The following is a 26426-nucleotide window of genomic DNA, read 5'->3' on the forward strand; positions in this document are numbered from 1 at the left end:
AGTTAATTTAAAGAGAGATTTCTATAGATCCCTTCACTTCGTTTTTTTAAAAAAAAACTCCTTTCCATCAATTTTGCATGAGGCTATAGAGTTTGAATTAATTGGTACGGGTAATGCAGGCATTCGAATTGAAATAGAAATTTGATGAAAATATATATGTGACGCAATCGGGGAGTACTCTTGATATTGAAAATAGGTTGATTTATCATTTTTTGAATGAACGCCCCTTTTATTCGATTATTATGGTTCGGAGCGTAGGGGAAAGTTATTTTATAGATCATCCCCACCCCCTGTTCGCCCGAGAAACTTAATTAACGCCGGAAGGGTGATAAATCCCGCCATTTTAAACGAGGTGAAATATGATCCCAACATTTCGTTTCAACGCATTCGCCAGTTTGACGCTTTTCCTATGTTTAGCGGCGCAGTCTGTTCTCGCGCAGGAGGGATTCATAGACTGCCGTAAATTTGGGGACAATATCGTAATCAAGATCGATGGCGATCCTTCGGATTGGCCGATCAATCTCTATGGAAATCCTGCCGAATTGCCCGATATCGATCCCGCCGAGAACATCGGCAATATTGCGGCAAGCAATGCGATCGATCAGGTTCCTCTAAAAACGGGGGATCATTTCGTTTATAATTCCAAAAAAGTATTGATCAGTTCGGCGGCTTCGTTGGATACGGAAGGGGAAGGAGATTTTGAAGCGACAACGTATATTGGCTGGGATGACACCGGTTTTTATCTATTGAACATTGCTAAGGATAGTTATATCAGTTGGGATGATGGGTATAGCGGAACTCGAGATGCGAGCAATCTGCCTGGTTTTACCAACGATGGCATCGAAATATGGTTTGATAACGATAACGACCGGCTTCCTCCCAATATCGATACCGATCAAACCTCCGAATTCGATCTGCAAACCGCCTTTAATATTGATGCGGCTATCATGAAGGAGGAATTCGATTCGGAAGCCATAATGGCCAACGGATTGCCTCAGGATTTTGCGATCTTCCGCTCCGCGCTCAATACCGATGACGATGCAGAAGGCGAAATACTGGCCAAAATCGAGCGCGCAGTCAAACTAGATAGCAAACCTATGCTTGAACATAAAGCCTATGTGCAGGAAATCAAATTCCCTTGGGGCGTATTTCCTTCATTCGATAAAGATGAGCCGATCGGCTTCAACATTAACTGGATCGATTTTGACGCAACGAATTTCCAACTCATGCGATGGTCGCAAGGCAATGAATCGGACGTGCAGTATTTCCGTGAAATGCGTTTTACCTCTAATAATCCTTTAGGGATAGCGGCCTCATTACTTGATTGGTCTATTTTTTAAAGATTAGGATGTTGATTTTGCAAATGGCATAATGCTTTAGGAAATAGAAGGATCTTTTGATTCTAAGAGTATGTTTATAGTTGTTTTTTTAAAGCCGATCTCACTCTCCTTCTGTTCTTCAGGGGGAGAGTGAGTCTTTGATGCTCCCCCAACCCCCGCGAGAAGAAATTTCCAATCGTTATGAATGGTAAAATTTCGATAACGCCAGTTTCTTATCTGATTTTTATCCTATTTTTTATCCAAAACACTCGGGCGGATTTATCTAACGGCGATGTTCAATTTACGGATATCACGAAAGAAGCCGGCGTTGATTTTCGCCATATCGCCGGAGATCCCCTAAAAAAGAATTTAATCATTGAAGCCAAAGGCGGCGGCATTGCTCTCTTTGACGCGGATGGAGACGGATGGCTTGATATTTATTTTGTGAATGGAGGCGTATTGGATAAGAAAATGAACCCTCCGCCAAGAAACCGTCTCTACCGCAATAATCGCGACGGCGCGTTTTCCGATATCACCGATGAAGCCGGAGTGGGAGACGCCGGATGGGGAATGGGCTGCGCCGCGGCGGATTACGACAACGATGGAGATGTCGATCTTTATGTAACCAACTATGGCGATAACCGGTTCTATCGAAACGATGGCAAGGGACATTTTACCGATATTATCGATGAAGCCGGTTGCCAGTCATCGCTGCTGAGTACGGGTGTTTCCTTTGGCGATTACGATTTGGATGGCTGCCTCGATCTAGTAGTGGCCGATTACCTAGATCTCCACTCGATCGAAAGTACGCGCGACAAGGATAAAGCGATGTGGCGCGGTTTTTTGGTCTATCCCGGACCGAGAGCCTATAAAGCGCAGGGAATGTCTCTCTTTCATAATAAGGGAGACGGAACCTTTGAAAATGTTACCCAATCCTCCGGTTTTTCGGCTATTGAACCCGCGTATAGTTTCACGTGCCTGTGGGCGGATGTAAACAATGACCGCTATCCCGATTTATATGTCTCCAACGACTCCATGCCCAGTTATCTATTAATCAATAAACGCGATGGAACCTTCGAAGAGACCGGTCTCATGGCGGGCATCGCTTACAGCGAAGATGGGACGGAAATGGCTTCCATGGGCGCGGCGTATGGCGATATGAATGGGGATTTCGAATGGGATCTTTCGGTAGCCAATTTTTCGGAAGAACCGTTTACTGTTCACTTGGGCAATGGGGATGGAACTTTCGCCGACATCACCTATACCAGTACGGTGGGATATAAAACGTACTCCGCTCTGGGTTGGGGAGTGGAGTGGATGGATGCAGACAACGACGGCGATGAAGACCTTTTCTTTTGCAACGGCCATGTCTATCCGGAAGCCGACAGTCCCGACCTGGACACTTCATTCGCTCAAAGTCCTATGCTTTATGAGAATATGGGAAACAATAAAATGTCGTTGGTGGAGAAAGGGCTTGGAAATGACTTTTATAAACCCCGCATCGGCCGAGGCTGCGCGCAGGGCGATTTGGATAATGACGGCGATCTCGATTTAGTGTTGAACAATCTCAGCAGTTCTCCCGCCATTCTTCGCAACGACGGTGGAAACAAAAACAATTGGCTGCAGCTGGTTTTAGTGGGCGCAAAGTCCAATCGGCAAGCCATCGGCGCAAAAGTTAAGCTTATCTCTGGTACGATCCGCCTGGCGAAAGGCCTATGGAGCGGTTCCAGTTTTCTGTCGCAAGATAGCGCGGTGGTTCATTTGGGCCTGGGTCGGCAGGAAAAAGCCGATCTTGTCGAAATCGTCTGGCCGTCGGGAGAAAGCAAAAAATTAGAGAATGTGAAAGCGAATCAACGGATTGTCGTCAAAGAAAACGAATAGGAAAAACGCGCTTTCCGAAGTAACTTATGATTAACGCGCCTTGTATCTCGGTTATTTTCATTTTTTTAATTGCGCTTTCCTTCCGGCCTGGCGATGCGGCTGCGCAACAGGAGGGAAATTCCGGCGTTGATTATGAATTTCCCAGCGAACCGCTTATTCAAGATCCTCTCTACGCGAAGAAAGAACAACAATTATTCGACGCGATCAAGAAAGAACCGGACAATCCATCATGGCTTATCCAATTGGCTCGTCTCTATCAAGTCAGCCGTTACTATGACAAGGCCATTGCGGTTCTAAACGACGCGATCGCCAAACATCCCTCCAATAGTCAGGCTCATTATTTTCTAGGACAAATTTTGGGCAGTCAGCAACGAAATCCGACGCGCTCCATTGAGGAACTACATGAAGCCATTCGTCTTCAACCCAATAGAATCGAATATCGCCAGGAACTGGTGGCCGTGTATTACCGCCTGCAACGATTTCCTCCAGCGCTCGAACAGATCGAAGAGATTCTACAGCGCGAACCGGACAACATCATGGCGTTATACCGGAAGGCTGTAATTCTGCATATCCAAGGCGTGATTCCAGAGGCGGAGTCGATTCTAGACCGGATGCCCAATGATGAACATGCGCGGGTTTTGAAAGCGATCATTGTTCAACAACGGGGTGAAAACGCCAAGCCTTTATTCGAATCGATTCTAAAAGATTATCCAACCAATTTACGCGCGAGGTACGAGTACGGCAAAGCGATTCTCAGGGAAAAAAAGGTTGCGGAAGCGCAGAAAATTTTCGAAGAGATCATCAATGAAGATCCCTTTTATCAGCACGCGCAATTCCAACTCATCAAGTTGTACTCTCTCCAGAAGGAGAAACAAAAAGCGGCCTTAGCCAAACAAAGCCTGGATACAATCAATCGGATGGGACGGAAGGAGCGCAATTTCTACCGCAGTTATTTGCGTCATCATCCCGATACGGCGGAAACGCACTATTCGATGGGCCTCATCTACTTGGAAATTGGGCGAGGCAATTTAGCCGAGGAAGAATTCTTAAAAACGCTTTCCATGGATGCCAACCACCAAGAAGCGCGCTTTTACCTGGCGCAGATTCAAATGGCCAGCGGGAATTTCGATCGAGCGTTGCCTTATTTGCAAGCGCTTCTCAGCCAACAGCCGCAATCGTCTCGTCTCTATGCGTTGATCGCCCAATGCTATCTGGAGATGAAAGACTCCGCTAACGCCGCGCAATCTCTCCGTAAATCCCTGGAAATTAATCCGCAGGATCCTCTCGCCAACCGCATCCGGGAACTATGGAGCAGGCGCTCTATCCAATCCGCAACAAACCCGAATTAAGACATCCGCGCATTTATTGGAGTTATTTATCAACAGCCTCATGAAGCCTTGAAAATAATTTGGGGATAAAAGTCTCATGAAAATCGGTGTTTATTCGTCATTCGAGCGGTATTTCCGATCGATCTCTTCAAACGCCTCGATATGCGCCAGCATGATTTCCGTAATGGCGGGATCGAAAAACGATCCCGCCATGTTGTTGATTTCCTCGGCGGCTTCCCGATGGCTTAGAGAAGGCTTGTAGGGGCGCTTGGAACGAAGAGCGTCGTAAACGTCCGCCAGGGTGATAATGCGCGCCTCGATAGGAATTTCGTCGCCCTTCAAGCCGCAAGGATAGCCTGCGCCGTTGAAGCGTTCATGGTGGTAGTGAACGATATTGTGAGCCATGCGAAAGGTTTCGTTGTCGCAGTATTCCAATACCATCATCATCGATTTGGCGCCCACAGTAGTATGGGATTTCATGATTTCGAATTCGTTGGGAGTAAGGCCGCCGGTTTTCAAGAGGATTCCATCGGGAATGGCTACCTTGCCGATATCGTGCAGCGGCGAAACGATGTAAATGCTTTCTACGAATATGGGCGTGACGTCCAGGTAGTTAGGCTGGCCGCATAATAGACGGGCGAGCAAGGCGCAATGTTCGCGAACGCGGTAGAGATGCGATCCCGTCGTAGGATCGCGCGATTCCGCCAAGCTGGCCAAGGAAAAGATAATCGCCTGATGGGCGTTGAATATTTCCTTCGTGTAGCGTTCGTTGGAATCATTCAAACGATACGATAGGATCTTGTAAATATTGCGGGAAAAAGATTCGTCCTTTTTCATCCATTCGGAAAAATCCCCTTCGTCCATCATAAGACATAGGGAATTTTTTACGGCTCTCACCGTCGCTGACCGGCGTTCTAGCGTAATCATGGCCATCTCGCCGAAAACTTCGCCGGGACCGATCCGCTTTAATTCGCGCAAGCCCCGACCCGTCTCCTTGAATATGCTGAATTCCCCAGCCGCAACGATATAAAATGCGCCCCCTTTGTCGCCTTCATAGAAGACGATTTCGTCTTTGCGAAAAGATTTTTCACGAAACCGCCCTGCGGCGAGTTCTATGGTTTCGCGCTTGAAACTGGAAAAAAGGCTGCTTCGATTCAGACAGGAAACGATATCCGTTTTGTTCATCCTATCACCGCCCTTGTTTTAATATTCTATTTCGATGTCCACCCCGTCCGGTTGATTGGGATAACGAATCAGCAACGTCCGCGTTCCGGCGTCCCATTGCGGCTGTAGATCGATCGCCTGGCCGTCCGGCCCTTTCGCCGATAGGCTCTTGTGTTCGACGGGGAGCAGAAGCCGGGCGATTCCGTTCGTGGAAGCGGGGCCTTTCATCGTAAAGGAATAATATCCCTTTTCCCTTTTTTCCTCATAAGCGCGGGATGAGGCGGCCAGGATGCAAGGAGCGGGCTTCTTGACGCGGGCGAGGTTGAGGAGAAAAACCCTTTGATCGGGAGCGACGGCTTTTTCTTTCAGCAACGGCAACTGGGAATCGAATAAATCTACGACCGGCCCTTTAATGACGTAAGGTTGATCGGAAACGCTTTCGTTCATGGCGGCGGCGATGTCGTAAGCGCCGCGTTGCAAGTGGAAATAATTTTTCGGCTGCCAGGAATTCGCGTCTTTATTTTTCGCCGCCGATTTTTTCAGACAATCGGAAACCAAGGCGGGAAGCAGATCGAACGCCTCTTGGTTCATTACTAATTCTTTAGGATCGCGGCGGACGACGGCGGCGATGCCATCGCCGCAAGGTTGAGGGCCTTTATCGTTATTTTCCGGCTTAAAGTTCAATAAGCCCAATAGATGCTCGGAAGGGGCTTTAAATTTCCGCCCGTCCTGGTTCCACCATTCGCGGATTTTTTGGAAGGGATCGTCGTCGCGGCCTAAATAGATCAATGCGCCGCCTTGCTTCACCCACTGAACCAGGACTTCGTGATATTCCGGCTTGAGCGGTTTCATATTGGCGTAGCTCATCGCCAGTACGCGGATTCCCTTCAAAACGTCCGGTTGCAAAAGGTTTTCCATTTGTACTAAACGAACAGGAACGCCGAGTTTCAACAGCGGCAGCGCCATGCCGTAGAAGTTGGATAACGCAGGGTCTTGGTAATTTTCGTGCGTAGGAAAGCGTTGGAACATCATGGTATCGGAAAGCAAAACGCCAACGCCCTGCGTTCCCGGCAAGGGATCGCTGGACGGCTCCATTTCGTTGAGCGCGTTAATCAATACTAAAATCTCCGAAGCATAATCGGCGGGAATGCCTTTTTTCTCTCCCGAACCTTCCACGGAATAGCGTCCGTTGAAGATGCGGCTGGGCCAGGGCATGACTTCGTAATCGGCGATGGAGGGCTGCAATAACTGCGCCGTAAAAGTGGCTTCGTAATTCCGCCGGTAATCCTCCCAAGTATGATTGGGATTGTCTTCGATGGGATCGGTGAGGAAATAGACGCGGCGCCCCGTCGGCGCGGTCATGGCAACCATAGAGGCGTATTCCAGAAAAGCGTTTTCGAACGTACGCTCCTTTTGGACGCCGCGATAAATGATCGGGCTGCGCGCCGTACCCGTCCACACCTGTCCGATATAGCCGTCCATGCCCGGCAGATCGGAAAGGCTCGATTCCGGACTGACGATGTTCCAAGCGGAATAATTGATAAGCGTATGCGTGGGAACATAGCAGCGCACGCGGGTTCCTTTTTTTCCGCTGTAATCCTTGGCGTAGAGAAAAATATCCTTGAGCGCACGGAAATAGAGATGGTATTTCAATTTGGCGGAGCGGTAGGTAGCTTCGGGGGATTCGTGCTGCGCCTGCCACGGTTCGCCGTAATACTCTTGCCATTCGCGCTTGAAGCCTTCGCTGTAGCCGCCCCGGTTCCAAAATTCCGGCTCTTCCAAGTGAATGGCGGTTACGCCTTCGTCGATGGCGGTTTTGACGAGGCTTTGCAGATATTCGATATAACTTTTCGTGGGAACCATATAGGGAACGCCGGGGCCGTGCATAATCATCTCGCCATTTCGCTGTACTTGTCCCTCATCCAGATGATTCTTTCCATCGAATTTCCCGTTGAGGTAATCCTGATAACCGCCCCAAGCGACGCCGGTCATAAGGTGGATGCCGTAACCCCGTTCGCGCCAGCTGCGAATCCGATCAGGGAAAGAGGAATTGACTCCGTAAACTATGGCGACGTCCGAACGCAAATCCAACAAGGGAGACCAACGGTCGGCGGTTTGAAAACAGGTCTTTTCCAATTCCTGGGCGCTGACGGAGCCCCAAAAAATGAGCAATGACAAAAACGCCATTCTTCGAGACGAAGGAATCGATAAATACATAAAATTAAAAGCCTCCCTTTGGATTCGTAAAAAGAGTCTAAGGCATTTCATTATATTCCGCTTCCGATTTCCCGGCTACGAGAATGGCTTTACCCGTTTTTTTTCATGATGAAGTTATTCACTCGCAATTCGTCCGTAACCGTTGTATTCTTTATACGTTTTTACTACCTGTATATTCTATCCAAATGGAAACATCCAATCCCATAGAACTTGGAAGCGGGAGTTAACATGAAAGAACGTATTTTTCGCCTAATTTCTAAAACCGTTTGTCTTGCCGTCTCCTTGTTTGCGATATTCCTTTTCCCCGCCTCTCTTAGCGCCTCGCCGCAGAGCGACGAAGTCTGGCGATTGCTGATCCGGCGAGGGGATATCGACGGCGCACTCAAATCATTCGAACAAATCATCGCCGACGATCCCAAAGACGCCTTAGCGCAAGCGGGCGCGGGAATGCTGCTCGACAGCCGCGCTAGTGAAAAAGACGCGCTGGACAGCCTGTTGAATGCGATGCGATATGAGACCTCCACGCCGGAGGCTGTTCTTTATCTCTTCGAAGCGATGAAACGGCTTTCTGGCAAAGCAGACTATGAAAAATTCCTGCAATGCACGGACGAGATTCTGCAATCCAGCGAACTTTCGTCCCACTGGCGCGAATGCCTGCAATACGGACGCACCTCCGCATTGAAACGTCTCGGACGGTGGGAAGAAGCGAAAACATCTTTCTCCCAATTAGGTTTTCTCGCGCGCTTTTGGTATTGCGGACCCTTCGACAACGCCGAAAAGGGCGGACACGCCCGCGTTTTCGGTCCGGAGGAGGACCTGCGGCTCGAAGCGACGTATCCGGGTCGCTACCGCGAGACGGCGTGGCGTCCGTTGCCCTTGGAACCATACGACGGCTACATTAATCTGCACGCGCTGGTTTCGCCTTCGCAAGAGTCGAGCGTCTATCTCGCCGCCTCGATCCTGTCCCAGGAAGCGCAGCGCTGCAAACTGGCCTTCGGTCATGCGGGAGCGTTGAAGGTTTGGTTGAATGGGAAATTGATCGCCGACATCAATCGCTATCACGGCGTTCGCCCCGATCAGGTCAACATCGAGGATGATCTGGATGCGGGAAGCAACACCCTGTTGCTGAAAGTCTCTTCGGGAGAGAAAGGAAAATTCGGCGTTTTCGTCCGCGTTCTCCCTGATAAACCGGAAATGGTGGAGATTGCCGATCCCGCGTACGCCGATACGAAGCCCGATCTCAAAGCGCATACGCCGCGCCCCAACCAGGAATCACCGGCCGTCTTCAATCAAGAGCCAATCTCCCTGCAGCAAATGAGAGCCTTGAGCGAAGCCAAAGATTCGAATCCCTTGATGGGAGTATTTTACGTTTTGTTGATTCAACACTGGGATATCGCCGACGAAAACGATCCCAGCGTTAGCGCCATCCTGACGCAGCTGAATACGCTTTTCAACGGCAATCCTTTTCTCATGCGCCTCCTCGGCGACGCGGAGAAGCAGGACAATCGCCAGCGCCTCGCCTATGCGAAAGCCCTGGAATACGATACCGATGACCGCGCTTCTTTCCTGCGGCTGCTTCGTTATTACCGCCAGTCGCCCTATGCGACGAAAGGACTCGATCTCATCCGCCAATGGGATGAAAATCATGACCTTCCTTCCGCCGCGCTTCTGGATAAAGCGCGGATATTGAATGGCAAAGGATTGAGAGAAGCGGCTGTCGACATTGTCCGTTCCATCGCCGAAGCCGCAGACCTCGAAGCGAAGAATCTGCTTTTAGATATTGGAGGCTTCTATTTGACGGAAGCGGATACCATAGCGCTCGCCAAAGAGATTCTGGAAGAAGACGCCTCCTCGTCTACCGCGTTGAAGAACCTGCGCGACCGAGCCATACGGGATCGGAACGAGGCGGATTTGAAAAAATACTTTGAACAGGAACGATGGCTGAATCCATTTTCCATCGCTGGTTGGCTCGATCTGGCCCGCAGTGATCAGGCGCGGGGCGAATACGAGCAAGCGCTGAAGACGGTCAAAGAGGCAATGCAAATCTCGCCGCAGGAATACGAGCTGCATCGCATCGCCGCCGAATCTTATCATCTCCTGGGAAAAGACAAGGAAGCATTGGCTTCTTTGGGTGAGGCGGCCAAGAGCCGTCCCTCCGATCCCTGGCGCATCGAATATCAAAAATTTCTCAAGCCGGAAGAAGAAACCTACTCTACACCCTATTTGAAAAATTGGCAGGACATCGAGATTCCCGCCGCGCTTGATCTGTCGCGGGCCAATTTCGTGACGCTGCTGCATCAAGAGATTGTCAAAGTTCATCCCAACGGCAACGCCAGCGAGACGATTCGCGAGGCGGTGAAAATCTTGACGGACTCCGGCGTCAAGATGTTGCAAACGCGAGGCGTCTCTTATGAAGGCGGCGGCGAAGAAATCCGCGTCGTCAAGGCGCGGGTATGGAAGCCGGATGGAACCTTCTTGGACGCGCCCGCCCCGCAGCGCCGCAGCGCCGCCTCCGCCGCCGATGCGGCTCAACGTCTTTATGGAGATTACAACGTGGCGATTTTCCGCTTCCCCGCCTTGGAAAAAGGCTCCGTCCTGGAATGGGAATACGAAAAGAAAAAAGCCGTCGAAAATATCTACGCGGATTATTTCGGATATATTTATTATGTAGGGGACGGATATCTCGAACCGACCGTCCATTCCGAATTCGCGCTTATTACGCCCAAATCCCGTGATTTTTATTGGAAATATATACCGCCCAACTATCCCGCCTCTGTCGCCAAGAAGCCGGAAGAGTTGGCGCACGCTCCAGAGATTATCGAAAGCGAAACCGAACGGGTCTACCATTGGACCTATAGCCAATTGCCGACGATTCCTCGCGAGCCTTATATGCCCGCCGCCACGGAAATCCTGCCCTATATTAAAATTTCCACCTTCAAAACCTGGCAGGACATGACGAAATGGTACTGGGATTTATCCCGCGATCAATTCATAACTGGCCCAGTTGTCAAAGATCGGGTGAAGCGGATTCTGGACGAATACCGCCAGAAACACGGCTTCAAACTGGAAGAGCCGCTTTCCGATTGGGACAAAGTGAAAGCCGTCAACGCTTGGGTGAATACTGGCGTGCGCTACCTGGGTCTGGAGTTCGGCATCCACGGATACAAACCGCACAAAGTGGATGAAATCTGCAACGCCCAGTACGGCGACTGCAAGGACAAAGCAGCGTTAGCCGTGGCCATGCTCGGCGAGTTGGGAATCGAAGCCAATTTCGTCATCGTGCGCACGACGCATCTGGGCGAGTTCGATTACGACCTTCCCATGCTGGGCATGTTCAACCACGCTATCTATTATCTGCCCAACATCAACGGCAAGGAAACCTGGATCGACGGCACGGCCACCTTCTTCGGAGCGGCGGAAATTCCTTGGGGCGACGCGGGCGCCAACACGTTGATCGTTAAGCCTAGCGGAGATTCAGAGTTCAAACGCATTCCCTATTCCAAGGAAGACGAAAACGGCGGCGTCTATACCACGGAAATTACGCTAGACGCCGACGGCGACGCGAAGGGCCGCCGGGGGGCGCAATTCCGGGGGCTTTACAATCCCGTCATTCGCAGTACCTACGAAAATCCCGCCAAAGCCAAGGAAGTCATCGACCGCTCGTTGATCGGAACCTATCCCGGTTCGCAATCCTCGAATATCCAACTATCCGATTTGCAGGATTACGATAAAGACGAAAGCCTCTCTTACGATTTGGAAATTCCCCAATTGGGCGTCAAGCAGGGAAACCGGCTTGCGGTTCCCTCCACGATCTTCGACGAATCCCTCTCGCAGCGCTACGCCCAACTCTCGGAAAGAGAATACGACCTGGTGCTGCAATATCCCTGGACGCGGACTAACATCCTGCGCATTGCGCTTCCCCCCAATTTCTCCAAGGCGGATTTGCCCAAGGATCAAAATATGGAGACGGAATTCGGGCGCTATACGCGCAAAACGGAATTGAAGGACGGCGTAGTGAATCTGGAAGAAGAATTGGTCTTCCGCCCCATCCGCGTCCCGAAGGAGAAATACAATAATTTCCGGGAATTTTGCCGCCTGGTCGATCAATATCAAGACGAAAAAATATTCGTGGAGACGAACTAATGACGATAAAAAAATATTCCATTCTGCTTGTCATGATCGGATGGCTTATGACCGCTCCAGCGTTGTGGGCGGGGCCGATGGAAGACGCTTGGAGCGATCTGTTCGCCAATCGATTCGAAGCGGCTCAAAAGGTTTTTGCATCCGCCGTGGATTCCGCTTCGGGCGAAGAAGCGTTACGCGGCCTCCTCTTCTGCGCTTGGGCGCAGGGAGAAGCTCCCGGTATGGCCGCCATTCTCTCTCATTTGATTGTTACTTATCCTAAAAGCCCGTACCTCGACGCCTATCTGTCGTTTGGAGGTTTTTCCACTTTGCAGGGCTGGACTCCCGCTGAGCGCGTGAAGGCGCTCGATCAAGCCTTGAGCCAATCCCCGCCCGATCCCCAACGTCAATGGCTGGCTTATGAACTGGCTGAATCGTTGGACATGCTGGCTGATCTTCGTTCGGGTGAGGCGGCGCGGCAAGCGGGCGTTCTAGTGGACGATTGGAACATCGTCGGTCCCTTCGGGCGTTATGGCATGGCGGATTTCAAGAAGCCTTTCGGTCCCGAAACCGGCTGGAAGGAAAAATACTCCGGCTGGCGGGGCGAGGTTGCCATCCATCCTATCAAGCCTGCCGATATAACCGGTTTATTGGATATCGATTCATTGATCTATCCTTCCGAGGGCGTCGCCTACGCCTTAAACGCCATCGAATCCGGCGCCGCCCAGGATGCGGTTATGACCGTGCACTCGCCTTCGGATTTCCGTGTTTGGTGGAACGGTGAACCGATACTCGAAAAATCCTCAGCGCGTCTCGATACGTCCAGAGCCGTCTCTTTTCCCATTACATTGAAAAAAGGGAAAAATCTGTTGGCGATAAAAAGCCGCCAATCCGGCCCGTGGTGGCTGCGGGCAAAAATCCAGGCCAATGGCAGAACGCCTCTTTCCATCCATAGCATTCCTTTCGACGTGAAAGATTTTGCGGAACTATCCTTAATTCCCTTCGAAATCAAGAAATCTGATTCCGTAGAATTTCAAGGAATTGCTTCTCCCTCATTGCCTTTTGCGCTAGATGCCGATCATAGCGCGAAAGAAGCGGCTGAGCGCTTGCTGTTGGCGGCGTGGCATCTGGACCGCATGGAGTTCGATGCCGTAAATGAAAATTTACGTAAAGCCATGGAAATCTCGCCGGACTTTTGCGTTCTGCATGAAATGCTGGGCGAGGCGGGCTTGCGACACGCCAACTCCCGCCCCGGCTCCAAACCGCGCTTTCATCAGGAAGCGGAGGCTTCCTTGCGCCGAGCCTTGGAACTGTATCCCGGTAGCAAAGACGCATTAGTCGGTTTGCTGACTTACTTCATGGACCGGGATCAAACCGATCAGGCGTTAGACCTGATCGACAAAGTTAAGAACGAGCATCCGGAATTCTTCGGCGAAGGGTATACGGCCATGCTCGATTATTCTTACGGCGGATTGTACGCCAAGAAAAATTTTATCCCCGATTCCGCCCGCTATTACGAACGTTCGCTGCAAGGCTTCCTTCCCTCCTACGAAGTCTTCCGCCATCTCTTCCATTATTATGGAAGCAACAACAGCCTCGAACGGGTGGTAGATATTATTGTCCGAGCCTTGCAGGTTTTCCCCGCCTATTCGCCTATCCTGGAACGCGCCGTAAAATTCCCAGAAAAACTGGCGGGCAAAATCGACCTTGGAGGATTGTTCCAGCGTCTGATGGAAATCCATCCTTACGAAGCGAATTACGGGCTATTCTACGGCGATTTTCTGGAAAGCCAGGGAAAGTTGGACGAAGCCGTAAAGTTGTACGCCCAGCTGCGCCAACGCTTCCCTCATAATACTCGAATTATGGATAACCAAGCCGCCTTGGCCTATTTGACGCAAGGCAAAGACACAGCCGAAGAGATTTATCGCCAATGGCGCCAACAAGAACCTAATAACATGAAACCCTTCCGCTTCTTCCGCGACGTGAAGGACAAGGGCGATTTCGATTATATGAAATACGACGTTCCATTGGATGATGTCGATATCGACGAAGCCGATAAGTGGGAATCGTCGCGCGCTTCGGTCATTTACCTACTGGACATTATGGTCATGCAATTGCACGAGGACGGAACCTACGACCAATACATCCATCAGGCCATCAAAATTCTCAACCAGGAAGGGATGCAAAAGTGGGCGGAAGTCGTCATCCCCAAAGGGCAGCACATTGAAATTATCATGGGACGCACCATCGCCCCAGACGGAACGGAATGGGCGGTATCCAACGTGCAGGATTTAAGCGGCCAACAATCCCTTTCCATGTACGGCGTCGATAAGGGCGCAATTGTGGAATACGCTTATCTGGAACGAACCGGACGCCGCGAACCCGGCGCCAATTACTCCGCCGGAGGCTATTTCTTCGGCTCGGACGACGATCCTATGCTGCTTTCGAAACTAACTCTTATCCAGCCCGATGGCGTCCCGCTGAACCTCGATAGCAACCCGGATGATTTCCATGCCAACATTATTAAGGAAGAAGGCCGAACGATTTATCAATGGGAAAACCGGCTGCAGGACGGCCTTAAGCCGGAACGCTTCGGGCCGACTCTCTCCGAGCGGGTTCCAGCGCTCCAATGGACGACTTGTCCCGACTGGCTGGCTTTCGTAGAGCGGCTGCGCAGTTCGCTGGAAGGCTTCGAAGAGGCGTCTCCCGAAGTAGATCGCCTGGTGAAGGAATTGAAGACAGAAGCGAAGACGCCGAGGGAGTACGCCGAGAAGGTTTATGACTGGATACGTCTGAACATCGAAGAATCGGGCGGCGGACAAACCACGGCGGATACCGTGGCGTTAAAGGCGGGGGGCCGCTATCAGAAAATGAAACTGGCGATGCATCTGCTGCGGAAAGAGAATATCCACTCGCAACTGGTTCTAGCGCTGGAAAACGACGAACATGATGGTTTCCGGCCTTTGCCGTTTCTCAATTTCCCCGGTCAAACCATGCTCGTCATCCCACGGCAGGATGGAATCGATCGGCAATTGGCCTCTGATTTCTCCAGCCGATTCGCTCCGTTGAACGATATCGATCCCAAAGTGCAAAAATTCGTAATCCTAGTTTATGATGCGAATATTCCTTATTTCGAACCGTTGGAATCGAAATTATGGGAAAGCGGATTGATCCGGCGGGAGGCGCGTTTGAAAATCAATGCCGACCGCAGCGCCGCCGTTCAAGGCGAATTTGCTTACGACGTAATTTACGACCGTCAGATACGCGAAGCGCTGACCAATCCCGAAATCAAAAAGCGGCTCGCCGATTCCCAGATTACCCGCGATTTGCCGGGTATTCAAATCGGCCAATATTCCATCGAGGATTTGGACGATCTATCGTTGGCGCCTCGGCTCGTTTTTTCCGGCGTCATGCCGGATGGAATAAAATCCGCCGACGGTAATGCTTTGAAAATTTCGCCGGTTTTGTCGCGGGCGAACGCTTCCGGCCTTGTAAGCGAACCGACGAGGGAAACGCCGATCGTTTTCACTACCAGCCCTGTCCGCGATCCCTTGATCTTGCGATTCGACGTTTCCGCTTTTCTGGAGCAAGGCGCCCAATTCCAACTGCCGGAAAATGTATTGCTGTTGACGGAATATGGATATTATTCATTATTCTACGAATGGGAGGGTTCGGAAATCGTAGTGAGGCGTTCGTTTTTAATTCCCCCGCAGAAAATCGAACCGTCGATATATCAAGGATTCGTCGAGTTTTGCCGGTCTATCGATCAAGCGGAGGATAGAGATATTCGCATCCTGATGACGCCGACTAATAAATAATGGTGAGTAATTAGAAAATCCCGCTTGGGAATAAAATCTATTTGTTCCGTTTCGCTCAGATAGGAGTCATAGAGATTAACTCACTGATATTATTGTGCTTATGTTGATGGCATTCTCTGGGCATCCCTCTGATTCAAGGAAGGAATCAATGAATTTTGTCATCGGTAGAGGCAATATATCTTTTTGAAAATCGTTAATGAGATTATCTAGCTATCTGGATGCAATTAACAGAGTATGGCTTCCTTAACTAAAGAAGCGATTGTTTAATATAAATAATTATTTATTACTTATTGTTTCGAAATAGAAGTTTTGAAACAGAATTTTCTTCCCATTGCGTATTTAGGACGCGAAAAATATTGGCAAAGTTAAATTGCCAACGAGCATCGATAATGGAAGAGAAATCCCGCCGAATTCTTATTTTAGATAGTTCTCATAGCTCTTACCTGCAAATGATGAACAAGCAATTATGGCAGGTGCTAGAGAAAGGCGGATATGAATTATTCATCGAAGAATCCCCAAAAGCAATCCAAGAGGTTATGCGAAATATAGAACCGGATCTTGTTCTTATGGATTATTCGATGACCGAAAAAATTGAAGACGACCTCTGTAAAGAAATAAAGAAATATAGTGTGGAAAGAGGAAAATTCATCCCCATTATTCTTCTGTTCACTTTGAGCGATTTCGATAACAAACTCGCTGGCCTAGATAACGGAGCGGACGATTTTCTCATTAAGCCGCCTTCTCCCAAAGAACTTCTCGCACGCGTCCGCAATTTACTGCGCGTTTGCGATCTGCAAGACAATCTGCGCGAGACGAATGTACGATTGGAACGGGCGCAAAGGATTATCGAACGAGAGATTAACATCGTTGGGCAAATTCAGCGGTCGTTCCTGCCGCGCACTTTCCCCTCCCATCCGAATCTTCGCTTGGCCGCCCGTTATCAGCCTTCTACGCAAGCGGGAGGCGATTATTACGACGTTGTATCCCTTGACGAGAATCGATGGGGCATCGTAATCGCGGATATCGCCGGGCATGGCGTCTCCGCGGCGGTGGTTATGGCGTTGACTCAAATGGCCGTCAAGGAATTTTCTTCGGATGCAAACAGTCCTCAGGAAGCATTGAAAATTTTCAATGAAAAATTGAATCGACATCTTTCGTCAGAACATTTCGTCACGATGTTCTACTCCATTTTAGACCTGCGAACCATGGAATTGACTTATGCTTCCGCCGGCCACTATCCCATGATGTTTTACTCCGCCCATGAACATCGAGTGAAAATGTTGGAAATCGAGCCTGGCTTCCCTCTTCGCACATTCAATTCGGAGCGCTACGAACAAAAAAATGAGACGCTGAAGCCGGGCGACAAAATTCTTTTATTTACGGATGGAGTGACCGATGTCTTCAATCTGGAAAAAGAATTTTACGGCGTCGAACGGTTGAAAGAGACGTTTTTGCGCAATTGCGACACATCGCCCGAAGTTCTCGTCCAAACCATTTATCACGATACGGAAATTTTCCGCAAAGGCAAAACCCGCTTGGACGATTTTACTCTCATGGTTATATGCCGGACGTGAACTCCGCTCCAACCTCTCCATTCAGGATGCGATCCAGGTTATTTTATCCGTAAAGCGTTGCAATAAAGGAATGATCGTTTCGGGGAATAACGATTCGCTGACGCCGTGTCCTACCGTAACCGTATTGAGCCTCTCCTCATTCGCCTCCCATAAATAGTGATACCCCATCTCGCCAGTGAGATAGGCGTCGACATCCAATTTCTTTACGATAGGTAAAACGCTGGAACCGCTGCCGGTAGATAGAGCGATGCGTCCGACTTTTCGTTTGGCATCGGGACGGACGCCGCCGAATTCCGGTGGATGCGGCAGGCTTTTTTTCACCCTCTCCATAAAAGCGTTCCATGTTAGTTTTTTGCGAAACTCCGCTACCCATACGGCCTGGCCGATATCGCGGAAATCTTCCAGCGGGTAAAGATCGTAAGCGGGTTCTTCGTAGGGATGCGCAGCGAACAAGGCGTTGACGACGGCGTGTTTTTTTTCATTAGGCAGGATCATTTCCAGCCGGTCTTCTTCCGCTTTTTCCAACGCGCCAGCGCGGCCAATAAAAGGATTGGAGCGATCCGATCCCCTGAAAGTTCCGGTTCCCCGCAAGGAAAAGGAGCATAGATCGTATTCGCCAATAACTCCTGCTCCCGCTTCGGCCAAGGCTTGGCGTACGCGATCCGTAAAATCCGGCGGGACGAAGGTTATCAGTTTTAGCCGTCCGCTTTGCGGTTTGGACGCCAAGGGATGCGCCTGCTCGCAGCCCAATTTTTCCGCCCATACTTTCGCCATTCCCTCCGGATGCAAATCCATGTTGGTATGAGCGGCGTAAAACGCCATGTCTTGGCGCACCAGTTCGCGGGCCAGGCGCTGAATAGGATGATTTTCTAACAACTTGCGCAGAGGCGAATAAATAAGCGGATGATGAACCAGCAGCAAATCCGCCTTTTGACGAACCGCTTGCCGAATAATTTCGGTAGACGCTTCCAAAGCGGCAAGAACGCGGTGAACTTCGCGGTCCGGGTCGCCGATTTGCAATCCTACAGGATCGTCCGGCAATGCCCATTCCAACGGAACGGCGTTTTCGATAAGGCGGACAAGTTCGTGTAGTTTCATGATTATTTACCTTTTATGAATTGTCGCCATTCATTGCCGCAGCGAAATCGCCTGCCATTCGCCGATTCCGCCGATAAACTGGTAGGGCAGGCCGCCGAGACAGGGATGATTCGGCGGCATGAAGTCCAAACTTTCGATTCGCTCCATCCAAACCCGCGCTTCCAAGCCTGTAAGCCAATCCCCCCAGTTTTCCTGGGGAAGAAACGAGACAATGCTTCCTTCTTTCTTGTGCCTCGCAAGATAGGCTCGGAACACTTCCCGGCCAAAAGCCAATTCTCCCGTTTTAGTCGTGAATGGACAATCCAAGGTGATTTCGAGATCGGTGGGGGCCGCCACGGGCAAGCGGTTGCGGTTGTGGAGAAAAAGGCCGCCCGCGGTGTGAGGCAGTTTTTTTTTGTAGACGTAGGCCGACGCATTCGGATACCGTTCGATGAACTCTTTCGGCAAGCTGGGAATCGCGAGATTGTCATGCAATCGGCATCTCTCTTCGATCGATAAAAACGGCGGCGGAGTCGATGGCGGCCTCGCCGTCACCCGATGAAAGAGAGGTGGAAGCAAAATGATCGGCGAAGCCAGCAAGGCGACTAAAACGACGGGAACCCATGCGGCGAAGTGAATGGCGATCAATACTAACAAATAAAGAAGAGTAAAAGCCGCCGGGATCCAATCGTCCGTCGGCTTTCGCGAGATTTTCGATTCGGCCCGATCTAACGAAAAGGATAAATACCCCATCATTGAGGAAAATACGACAATTTCGATCGAGGAAAGCCAGATCGATAGGCTGCTTCCATTCAGCGTCGAAACGCCATCCCCGCTAACGTTCGCCCCAAACCACGCCAATAGCCATTCGATGAAGACGATCAGCATAATTATGCCCCCCCAATCGGATGGGGATAATCATCCATTATCGGCGAAATCACCAAAGAGTAAATTTGCGTCCAGCGCCTGGCTCGAATAGTATTACGCTTATTTTCGACTAATTTTTCCCTTGCCGCCTTATGGATGTTTCGGAAGCAACAAACCCCGGCATCGCCTCTGCGGCGAAAGGTAGCGATCGTAAACCTCCGCTAAATCCTGGAGAGTAACTTTTTCAATTTCTTCCTGGTAATGCACGGCGTAATCGATCCCTTCCGTGATGCGGCCATAACCGTAAGTATGGGCGATCGAGATCATTTTTTCGTTGGAGAAAGCAAAATCGGCGCGCGACATGCTCTTGCTTTTTTCCAATTCCTCTTCCGTAATCTTTTCCCGCGCTTTTTTCAATTCGCTTTCGATCTCCGCTTCCACTTGCGGAATCTTGGAAGGTTCCGTCACGGCCTCAATCATAAACAGTCCAGCGTGAGTCAGGTTCCAGGCGTCGCAGCCGATCGAAGAAACGATGCCCAATTCATCGTTCAGCCTCCGGTGCAAACGGGATGAGCGCCCTTCGCCCAATATCATAGAAAGGATATCCAGAGCGTATTCGCGAGAAGTTCCTAATAACTTTGGCGTAGGGTAGCCGATAAGAAGATAGGATTGGTTTACGTCTCTTTCAATGACGATTTCGGAAGGAGCGTTAATGACGTCCCAAGCGCGATTCGCTTCGGACGGCGCTTCTTGGACGAAATCGCCAAGCAGACGGTTCAGCTCGTCCTGCGTCTCTTGCAATCCAATATCGCCCACGATGGATATCGTAACGTTTTTGGGATGATAGCGATTGCGCAAATAATCGTTGAAGGAATCGCGCGTAATCGTTTGCAGCGAGTCCTGCGTTCCCAGCACGTTGCGCCGGTACGGGCAGCGGGAAAAAGCCAAACTGGTGAATTCGTCGTAAATCTTCGACCAGGGATTGTCCTCGCTGCGCTTGATCTCTTCCAGAACCACGGAGCGCTCCCGTTCGATCTCTTCCGGATCGAAGAGGGGATGGCGCAAAGAATCGATCATCACTTCCAGCGCAGTCTTCCAACCGAAACTGGGGAGCACGACATAGTAATGGGTATAATCCAACGAGGTGGCGGCGTTGTTGTAACCGCCGAGGGAAGTGATGATCCGATCCATGACGCCAACGCCGAAACGTTCCGTTCCCTTGAAAAACATGTGCTCGTAGAAATGGGAAAGTCCCAGATGCGGTTCGGGATCGTGAACGGCGCCGGTTCCTATCCACATGTCAATGGCGATAATAGGCGCCATGCGCAGTTCCTTGTGGACGAGTGTAAAGCCGCTGGGCAGGCGGATTTCGGTATAGGGAAGAAGAGGATTTCCGTTAAGAGTCGTAGTCATATGATTAGTCCAAATTATTGGCGCCGGTTCGGGCGATAAGGCATCCCGCTTCGTGCAGCGATTGGCGCGTCTCTCCGCAATCGGCCCACCATCCTTCCAAATAATCGAAGGTAAGGGTTCCCTGACGCAGGTAGGCGTTGTTCACGTCCGTAATTTCCAACTCGCCCCGAGCCGACGGCTCCAGCGAATCGACGATTTCGAAGACCTGGGCGTCATACATGTATATCCCGGTAACGGCGTATCGCGAGGGGGGATATTTCGGTTTTTCCTGAATTTCCACAATGCGTCCGTTCTCGATTTTGGGAACGCCGTATTGTTCGGGATGCTCCACTTCTTTCAGCAGGATTTTGGCCCCGCGCTCCTGTTTTTCGAATTCCTTCACAAAGGGAACGATATTTTTTTCGATGATATTGTCGCCCAGCATGACGACGGCGCGGTCGCCGCCGACGAAATCGCGGGTTAACGCCAGCGCTTCAGCAATGCCGCCTTCGCGATCCTGGTAGGTGTAATGAAGGCGCTTCAAGCCGAATTCTTTCCCATTGCCCAGCAAGGGCAGGAAATCGCCTGCATGGTTGCCGCCGGTGATGATCATGATATCTTCGATCCCCGCCTGAAGTAGGGTTTGGATGGGATAGAAGATCATCGGCCGGTCGTAGACGGGCAGCAAGTGTTTATTGGTCACACGCGTCATCGGCAACAGCCGGGTTCCAAGACCTCCCGCCGTAATTACGCCTTTCATTGTCCGCCTCCCGGCGGCTTCAAACGGCCGCCGTATTGTTTTTTGTAATAAGCCTTGAATTCCGGCCCTTTAATTTTCTTCCACCATTCTTTGTTTTTCTTATACCAGGAGACGGTTTTAGCGAGACCTTCCTCAAGGGATACGGCGGGTTCCCAGCCCAGGGCTTTGATCTTGCCGCTGTCGATGGCGTAGCGGAAATCGTGGCCCGGCCGGTCTTCCACGAACGAGAGCAAGTCTTTCGGCTTTTTCATCAATTCCAGGATTTTTTCCGCCACGGCGATATTCCGTTCTTCCGCATATCCGCCGACATTGTAGATTTCGCCGGCAACGCCATTTTTCAGAACCAGGTCGATGGCCCGGCAATGATCTTCCACGTAAAGCCATTCCCGCATTTGATCGCCCTTTCCGTATACGGGAAGCGGTTCGTTTTCCATGGCGTTGGTGATGAAGAGAGGAATCAATTTTTCGGGATACTGATAGGGGCCGTAATTATTGGCGGCGCGGGTGACGATGGCGCTCAGGCCGTAAGTTACGCAATAGGCGCGGCAGAGGAGCTCGCCGCCGCCTTTGCTCGCCGAATAGGGCGAAGAGGGACGCATGGGGCTGTCTTCTTTCATCGGTTCGGCGAAGACGGGACCGTAAACTTCGTCGGTGCTGATCTGTACGAAACGCTCAACTTTGCATTGGCGCGCCGCTTCCAGGAGGTTGAAGGTTCCAATCACGTCGGTTTTAAGAAAATCGTCTGGGCGGCTGATGGAACGGTCGACATGCGTTTCCGCCGCAAAATTGACAATGGCGTTCACTTCCTTGCGGCTGAGGAGGTCCATGACTAACTGTTTGTCGGCGATGTCGCCTTGAAAGAAGCAGTAGCGGGGATCGCGTTCGATGGCGCGAAGATTCTCCAGATTCCCGGCGTAGGTCAGTTTGTCGAGATTGATAATATGAACATCCTCATAGGCGGAAAGCATATATTGTATAAAGTTGGAACCGATAAACCCCGCTCCACCCGTTACTAATAAGCTTGTCATAGGATAGGCCATCCTTGATTCGATCGAAATCGCTTATTGGCGCACGGAAACCGCCGCCGAACGCCAGGATGATGTAAAATCGTCTTTTCGTAAAAGCAGCCCGCGCTTTTTGCCGCCGGGCTTCGCCATAATCGGATAACCTCTTTATAGTAGCATAATTGAGAGATCGGGGAAAGCGATTGGAGGAGCTGGTTTAAAACGAAGAAAGCCGCCATCGGGCGGCTTTCTTCACCAAATACTTTTGTTTCGAGAATGTGCCGTTCTCTACTCTGATATTATTATATATCGGCAATGTTTCAATTGTCTAGAGTATTTTTTCATTTTTTTCAATTTTTTTTGGGGAGGGAGTTGGTTATGGATTTTCCCGATAGACGTCTATTCGCTTCCCTATAATGCTTTCGCTTTAGAAACCGGCATAATCATTGGACATTGATGCTTGAAGATTTCCTCCCGCCGCATTGACGGTTAACCTTGCAAGCGGATAGATCGAGTTATAAGATTCCAGGAGGAAGAGGCGGTTTTTTTTGTTTCTTCTATTCCTTATCGAGCAAGGAGAGATCAATGGCTCAAGAGATCTCGGGAAGTAATTTTAATTCGGAAGTACTGCAATCCACGGCGCCCGTCCTTTTGGATTTCAGCGCGACATGGTGCGGGCCGTGCCAAAAAATCGCTCCCATCGTAGACGAACTCGCAAAAGATTTTTCGGGGCGCGCCAAAGTGTTCAAAGTGGATGTAGACAACAATCAAGAACTGGCCTCCCAATATGGGATCATGAGCGTGCCTACTCTCATGATTATCAAGGGGGGCGAGGTTGTCAACAAGTGGATCGGCTTTACGCCGAAAGCAACGCTCTCCGAAGCGCTGGAAGCGACAATCTCTTCTTAAAATTATATGATAATCGAACAATAAGCCGTTGGACGAACCTTCCAATGGCTTTTTTGTCTATCGTTTAAGAGAGTTATTCGAACATCATTCATAAACCGGGGGGCGGCGCAGTTTAATCGCTACGATAATGGATCGTTCGTTTTTTCCGCGCCGCGATATTTATGAAATCGGCGAATAAATCTATAACGGATTTTTCCGAAGGAAAAGATCGATCGACGGCTTTTCTCCCCGTCCGTTGGATTCGTTCCATTGCCGGCGTTTTGAACGATCTCGCCTCGAATCCCATTATTCTCCAGGAATTCGTCAAGCAATTGCGCAGCGGCCGTTTTTTCGTCATGCTGGCGTTTATTCTCGGCGCGGGAACCTTAGCCGTAGCCTTATTTTGGCAGACTCCCAATTACAACAATTATCCCGCAGGTAGAAGACTGTTCTCGGCGCTGGTCGCGGGAGAGACGCTCGCCGCTCTATTGATGCTGCCCGCCATGATGGCTCATTCCTTGATCGTGGAGAGAGACCGTGACACTCTTCCCCTGCTGCTCGCGACGCCGCTTGGCCCAGGCCGCATCATCCTGGGGAAATTGCTATCCACGCTGGGGATCATGCTCCTTTTAATCGCAGCCACGTATCCATTAATCGGAGTTTGTCTGGCGCGAGGAGGCGTGGCGCCTTGGGAAGTGCTGGCGAGCGCCATTTTCTTGATCTATCTCAGCTTCGTTCTCGCCTGCTTCGCCGCTTATCACGCCCTGGCTTCCACAACGATATTCCGGGCCATTTTCACTACGCAGGCGACTTTATTTCTTTTTTTCGCATCCTTGGGTTTTGCGCTGGTTTTCGCTTCCGGGATTCTATATGGTTTTTGCTTGGCGGCGATGCGGGTATTGGGTTTTATCCTGCCGTTGGGAAAATATATCCCGATGATGTCGAAAATCCTGCTTATTCTATTCGGCGGCGTTGGATTCATCGTTCTAACGAGCATCCCTGTATGGCTGCTGTCTCAAGCCCGCAAACGGCTGCAAACGTTGGAGCCGAAAACCCCCTCTATCTGGACCCTTGAGATCCATCCCTCGTTTCAATACGGCCAAGTCGTGGAGGAAGAAAAAAAAGTTACCTTGCGCTCTCGATGGCTTCTTCGAGAGGGAGGCAATCCTTTTTACCTGCGGGAACGGCTCGGCTACAGCGCCGCGCATACGCCGTTTACGATTCCCTCCTGGTATCTGATCGCTCTGGCTTCCCACATCCTATTCATCCTGACGCCTATCGAGCAGGGGCGATGGGTTGCTGCCGCCGTTTTATTGTTTTCGGCGCAGTTTGCTCCGATCTATGCGGGAACCTTATTTGCGGGGGAGAAAGAGATCGGAACCTGGGATTTACTGTTGACAACGATAAGCCGTTCGCGGACGCTGTTGAACGGCAAAATGCTAGGAGCGTTGCATCAAGCCGGATTGCGCACGGCGGCTATGTTTTATCCGCCGTTCATCCTGGCGGCGATTCTAACCAAGATTCTCTCGGCTCAAGGCAGCGACATCCACGGCCCGACGTTTTTCTTGCTCGCCGCGTTCACAGTCATTATCGGGACGCAAACGTTGTTCCTAATCGCCATGACGTCCTATCTATCGCTCCGTTTCGAGCGGGTCAACCGAGTTCTTCTTTGGAGTTGGATTCTTTTCATCGGCTATTGCGCTGCTCCGTATCTCTTGGCGCCGATAGCGATTCAAAACGGCTATCATGGCATCGGCTTTTTTCTCTATGCTCTGAGTCCTTTGCATCTTATTCTTAGCATAAGCAGCCTATGGGAAACGCATTGGGAAATCATATTGATTTACTTCTTCGTTTTTATGGCGGGCGGCGGGATTTTTTATCGATTGAGTCTGCATTATTTGAAAAATAGCCGTTAAACAATTCATACTGCGCATTTCCATTCCCTCGCCCTTTGGGAGAGGGTTAGGGTGAGGGATTCTAAGTCTAACCATATCAACCCTCACCTAACCTCTCCCCATCTTGGGAGAGAGATTGGAAAAGCAACAAATTCGTAAGAAAACTGCGTTCGCGCGTAACATGAGTTAAATAAATAAAGCGGGAGATAAACTCTCCCGCTGGTTTCTTTCTTGAGCCTCTTGCAAAATTCCCTTAATTCCTCCCCCAAGCTTGGGGGAGGTTAGGAGGGGGTTGACGTAAGTCCATTAAAATCAACCCCCCTCTAACTCCCCCCAATCTTGGGGGGAGAATTTTAAGACGGATTTCATTAATTTTGCAAGAACCTCTCTTTATAAAACGTAAAAAAAACGTTTACGCCGTAATCGAATCGATGCGGATCCGGGTAAAATCCTGGCGATGGCCTTTAGTGCGGCGGTATTGTTTGCGTTTTTTGAATTTGAAGATGATAACCTTTCTGCTGCGATCATGCCGCAGCACTTTGGCTTTGACTTCCGCGTTTTCCAAATAGGGCTGGCCAATTCTTAAGGCGTTTTCGTCGCTGATCATCAACACTTGATTGAGGGTAACCATCTCGCCTTCATCGGCGGCGATTTTTTCCACATCGATAACGTCTCCAGGAGCAACCTGGTATTGTTTTCCACCCGCTGAAATGATTGCGTACATGATTATCCTCCGATTCGGTAATTCCTTAATATCCAAACAAGAAATGAGATTTTAGTCATAAACCTCAAAAAAGGCAATCCTTACAAACCAAAATCCACCCTTCCAATCGATTCGAGTTGCCAACGCGAGGAATAACGCAATTATACGCAAGTCGCCTTTGAATTCGCCGCTTTTAAAATCCCTCTCTCAAGATTGGGAGAGGTTAGGTGAGGGCTGATATTAATAGACTTATAATTCCCTCACCCTAGCCCTCTCCCAGAGGGAGAGGGACTGGAGTTTGGCTGTTTACTAGATAGAAATAACAGGGAGTGAAATTTTCGCTTGATTTTTCACTCCTTTTCTTGTATCCTATTATCTAGTTATATGACTAGATATCCCTTTCGGAGGCGATCTCAT

General features: G+C 50.2%; 16 protein-coding genes. 8 read left to right on the forward strand and 8 right to left on the reverse strand.

The annotated features are described in order from the left end of the window. The first annotated feature begins 359 nt into the window (after window positions 1-359). The 3 genes from AB1656_09675 (at window position 360) to AB1656_09685 (ending at window position 4549) form a co-directional block, all read left to right on the forward strand. Window positions 360-1340, forward strand: a complete 981-nt coding sequence (locus AB1656_09675) for a sugar-binding protein (GenBank protein ID MEW6235643.1) — start codon at window positions 360-362, stop codon at window positions 1338-1340. A gap of 180 nt (window positions 1341-1520) precedes the next feature. Then, entirely contained in the window at window positions 1521-3200 is a 1680-nt protein-coding gene (locus AB1656_09680; GenBank protein MEW6235644.1) for a CRTAC1 family protein, read from the forward strand. 26 nt (window positions 3201-3226) lie between these two features. Next, on the forward strand, window positions 3227-4549 hold the full coding sequence (locus AB1656_09685; protein ID MEW6235645.1) for a tetratricopeptide repeat protein: 1323 nt from the start codon (window positions 3227-3229) through the stop codon (window positions 4547-4549). Window positions 4550-4639: 90 nt separating this feature from the next. Here the strand turns inward: AB1656_09685 and AB1656_09690 are convergent, their stop codons facing one another. Both AB1656_09690 and AB1656_09695 read right to left on the reverse strand, forming a co-directional pair. Then, window positions 4640-5713, reverse strand: coding sequence for an HD domain-containing phosphohydrolase (locus tag AB1656_09690; protein MEW6235646.1), 1074 nt, complete (start codon window positions 5711-5713; stop codon window positions 4640-4642). 18 nt (window positions 5714-5731) lie between these two features. Beyond that, on the reverse strand, window positions 5732-7909 hold the full coding sequence (locus AB1656_09695) for a hypothetical protein (protein MEW6235647.1): 2178 nt from the start codon (window positions 7907-7909) through the stop codon (window positions 5732-5734). Between the two features lie 228 nt (window positions 7910-8137). Here AB1656_09695 and AB1656_09700 point away from each other — a divergent pair, with 228 nt between their 5' ends. The 3 genes from AB1656_09700 (at window position 8138) to AB1656_09710 (ending at window position 17423) form a co-directional block, all read left to right on the forward strand. Continuing rightward, entirely contained in the window at window positions 8138-12052 is a 3915-nt protein-coding gene (locus AB1656_09700; GenBank protein MEW6235648.1) for a DUF3857 domain-containing protein, read from the forward strand. Continuing rightward, window positions 12052-15849 (forward strand): DUF3857 domain-containing protein, encoded by a 3798-nt coding sequence (locus AB1656_09705; GenBank protein MEW6235649.1) that lies wholly within the window; start codon window positions 12052-12054, stop codon window positions 15847-15849. The genes AB1656_09700 and AB1656_09705 overlap by 1 nt, the downstream gene beginning before the upstream one ends. A gap of 452 nt (window positions 15850-16301) precedes the next feature. Continuing rightward, window positions 16302-17423, forward strand: coding sequence for a SpoIIE family protein phosphatase (locus tag AB1656_09710; protein MEW6235650.1), 1122 nt, complete (start codon window positions 16302-16304; stop codon window positions 17421-17423). Between the two features lie 21 nt (window positions 17424-17444). On the opposite strand, the gene AB1656_09715 is transcribed toward AB1656_09710, so the two are convergent. From AB1656_09715 to rfbB, 5 genes are all read right to left on the reverse strand, one after another. Beyond that, window positions 17445-18521, reverse strand: a complete 1077-nt coding sequence (locus AB1656_09715) for a Nif3-like dinuclear metal center hexameric protein (GenBank protein MEW6235651.1) — start codon at window positions 18519-18521, stop codon at window positions 17445-17447. Between the two features lie 30 nt (window positions 18522-18551). Further along, window positions 18552-19388, reverse strand: coding sequence for a hypothetical protein (locus AB1656_09720; GenBank protein ID MEW6235652.1), 837 nt, complete (start codon window positions 19386-19388; stop codon window positions 18552-18554). Between the two features lie 129 nt (window positions 19389-19517). Then, window positions 19518-20780 carry a pitrilysin family protein gene (locus AB1656_09725; protein MEW6235653.1) on the reverse strand — a complete coding sequence of 421 codons (1263 nt, stop codon included), beginning with the start codon at window positions 20778-20780 and terminating at the stop codon, window positions 19518-19520. Window positions 20781-20784: 4 nt separating this feature from the next. After that, window positions 20785-21519, reverse strand: a complete 735-nt coding sequence (locus tag AB1656_09730; GenBank protein ID MEW6235654.1) for a sugar phosphate nucleotidyltransferase — start codon at window positions 21517-21519, stop codon at window positions 20785-20787. Continuing rightward, complete coding sequence (gene rfbB, locus AB1656_09735; GenBank protein ID MEW6235655.1) at window positions 21516-22547, reverse strand: dTDP-glucose 4,6-dehydratase; 1032 nt, start codon at window positions 22545-22547, stop codon at window positions 21516-21518. Before rfbB ends, AB1656_09730 begins: the two co-directional genes overlap by 4 nt. A 561-nt stretch (window positions 22548-23108) precedes the next feature. On the opposite strand from rfbB, the gene trxA reads away from it, so the two are divergent. After that, on the forward strand, window positions 23109-23432 hold the full coding sequence (gene trxA, locus AB1656_09740; protein MEW6235656.1) for a thioredoxin: 324 nt from the start codon (window positions 23109-23111) through the stop codon (window positions 23430-23432). A gap of 161 nt (window positions 23433-23593) precedes the next feature. Continuing rightward, complete coding sequence (locus tag AB1656_09745; GenBank protein MEW6235657.1) at window positions 23594-25327, forward strand: ABC transporter permease; 1734 nt, start codon at window positions 23594-23596, stop codon at window positions 25325-25327. A 391-nt stretch (window positions 25328-25718) separates the two neighbouring features. Here the strand turns inward: AB1656_09745 and rplU are convergent, their stop codons facing one another. Beyond that, window positions 25719-26030, reverse strand: a complete 312-nt coding sequence (gene rplU / locus AB1656_09750) for a 50S ribosomal protein L21 (GenBank protein MEW6235658.1) — start codon at window positions 26028-26030, stop codon at window positions 25719-25721. Window positions 26031-26426: the final 396 nt, after the last annotated feature.

The organism is Candidatus Omnitrophota bacterium (genome assembly GCA_040755155.1).
Taxonomy (GTDB): Bacteria; Hinthialibacterota; Hinthialibacteria; order Hinthialibacterales; family Hinthialibacteraceae; genus JBFMBP01.